This window comes from Chryseobacterium sp. VD8 (assembly GCF_037149975.1).
Taxonomy (GTDB): domain Bacteria; phylum Bacteroidota; class Bacteroidia; order Flavobacteriales; family Weeksellaceae; genus Chryseobacterium; species Chryseobacterium indicum.
On record NZ_JBBCQL010000359.1, the window covers coordinates 1 to 2,735 of the forward strand.

2 protein-coding genes are annotated in these 2,735 nt (G+C 37.2%); both read left to right on the forward strand.

The window, feature by feature from the left end; all coding sequences use genetic code 11:
• Positions 1–725 precede the first annotated feature (725 nt).
• On the forward strand, positions 726–2,318 hold the full coding sequence (locus WFK35_RS22030; RefSeq protein ID WP_336734723.1) for a hypothetical protein: 1,593 nt from the start codon (positions 726–728) through the stop codon (positions 2,316–2,318).
• A 35-nt stretch (positions 2,319–2,353) separates the two neighbouring features.
• A partial coding sequence (locus tag WFK35_RS22035; protein ID WP_336734724.1) for a hypothetical protein occupies positions 2,354–2,735 on the forward strand: 382 nt, incomplete at its 3' end.

Consider the following 2,735-nt stretch of genomic DNA (forward strand, 5'->3'; position numbering starts at 1 on the left):
GAAAATCCTTCAATTCTGTCATTGGTAATGTTCAGTAAATCGTTTAATACTGCTACATTTTTTTCGTTGTTCATATTAAATTTTTTATTTGGTGTCCTTCATACTTTACAATAAATATGCCTTTTATGAATTAAATTTCTTTACTTACGTTTCAGGCTGAAAAAGAATCAATTAATTTACAGTTATAGGTAAGCTCAAATTTCTATTTAATAATCTTGGTCTTTTGTGATTTCGATCTTCAAGAAATAAAGTAAATTTTATAATGCCATCATTCAAGTTTACATTCACTGCTCTGTTGTTTTTTTGACGATTTTCTTAAATATTATTCAGTTTTTAATGAAAATTTTAAAATTCATTTTCATTATAGTAACTACATTAATTATTTAGCTTATTAAATTAAATATCTGAATAACAATATTTTACTTATTTGTTAAGTAAATGTAGGGTAACGAAATTTGGATTACAAATGGATCACGAAGTAGTTTTGCTTCATCAAAAACACATTCCACAAAATTTTTCACAAAGCCATTGCTGATGTATTTTAATTATCAACAGTTAATGGATTTATACTTCATCTGTTCACTAATGAGCAAATTGGTATAGGAACTATATTCAAATGTTCTCTGCTTACTTTTTAAGTTTTATGAACGAGATAAAAATGATGATAAATAACAAACAAAATGATGAACCCAATTTTTTTTAAGCACAAAAAAATTCTGAAAAAAATGTACGGAATTTTTTTATCAGTGATTTTCATTCTTTCTTTTGATCAGATTTCAGCCGCTGAAATTTATGTTTCCACAACAGGAAATAATTCGAATACCGGAACAAGCTGGAATAGTCCAAAAGGAGTTACCTTTCTGCAAACATTATCTGCTACTACCGTTTCTGCCAATACTACGATCTACTTAAAAGCCGGAACGTACAATTACAGCGCTGTTAATGCAATATCTGCAGCAACGGGATTCAGATTAATAGGCGGTTTTCCTGCAACGGCTACAGGAACGGACCTTACAGGTTACAATCCATTGGCGAATCAGACCAATATTAAATTCTCGGGAGCCGGAACCTCCACGCCTTACGAATTCCTGAATGCTACAGGTTCCGTCAACAGTATGCTGATAAAGGGAATCCGTTTTGAAGGAGAAGGAAATTTAACCGCGGGAGGCTTTTCTCATGTAATTTATTACGGGACTTTGGGTTCACTCATTACGATTGACCTTCAGGTAATGGATTGTGAATTTTTCCATTTTGGAAATTTTACGAATGGACAGGGATGGCAGCCATTCTGGACACAGGACGACGGAAACTATACTTTTACCAACTGCTATTTCCATGACAATGGCGCAGCAAATGACGGAGCAGCCATTGATATTTTGGGAGGAACAGGAACCACACTTACTGTTAATGGTTGCACATTTACCAATAATAAAAGTAACACCGGTCAACAAGGCGGAGGCGGTGCTGTGGCAAGTGTTGCAGATACAACCACTATTATCAACAGCTCATTTTGTGGTAACAGTACACCCAGTGGTTCGGGAGGTGCTCTAGGAAATGGAGCGGGCACAGGAGTTTCAGCGGGTAACTGGACCGTTACCAACTGTACTTTCAGTAACAATACATCAGGAGCTTACACGGGAGGAGCATTTTGTCTGAATCCGGGACCTACGGGAAGCGGTATAAATACTCTTACCATGAGTGGCTGTAATTTTTACAGTAATTCGGAAACGAGCTGCTGTTCAGGAGGCGGAGCATTGTCTTTGGATGCAGGTTATCTTACGACTTCTATTACCAACTGTAATTTTTACAACAATAGCATTACTACCGGTTCTTCACCGTCGGGAGGAGGAAATCAGGGCGGAGGAGCTATTCTTTTTACAGGACAATCACTGCTGAAAACCATCAATATCAGCAATTGTGTATTTGACAGTAATGCGGTTCCTTCTACAAGTTACGGAGGCGCTATTTTCCTGAGTAATATTTTCGGGGGAAGTATTGATACCAATATTGCTCTTAGTAATGTAACTTTTATAAATAATAAATTAGGAACCTCTACTGTTACCGCAGGTTGTGACATCGGTATTTATGCAGGTTCAGCGGGTAGCGGCAAATACAGCATTGCCAACAGCAGGATGCAGCTGCCTGCTATCAACTCTTATCGCTCGTACGCATTTTTTACGGCAACAGCTAATAACTACACTTTTGGTACGGGGAATGTGTTTAGTAATATTTCCGGAGGGCTGAATGCACCTACTTTCAGTTGTCCTTCAAAGATTACCTATTGTGTGGCAGGATCTTTTGCCCCCATTTTAAATTAAGATCCAAAGATTCATTATTTACAAATTTCAACGTTATGAAAAGTAATTTATTCAATATATACAAAAGAATATTCGGACTTTCTGTATTCCTAATATTCTTTATTTTTTCACAAGATTTAGCTGCACAGGTTTTTCTGGACATCACCAACAGAGGTGCCGGAACCGGTGTCAACTGGAATAATGCCAAGTCTTTTAGCTCTTATTTCGGAAGCCTTTCTTCAGGTACTATTCCGGCGAACACTAAAGTTTATATAAAAGCAAATACGGGTTACACCTATTTGGGAGGATCTTCAGCACCGGTTATCAGGGTAAGTCCGGGTGTGCTTATACAGGGAGGTTTTCCTGTAACGGCTACCGGTAATGATCTTTCGGGATATAATCCGGTAATTAATACGACGCGTATTACGATTACAGGAG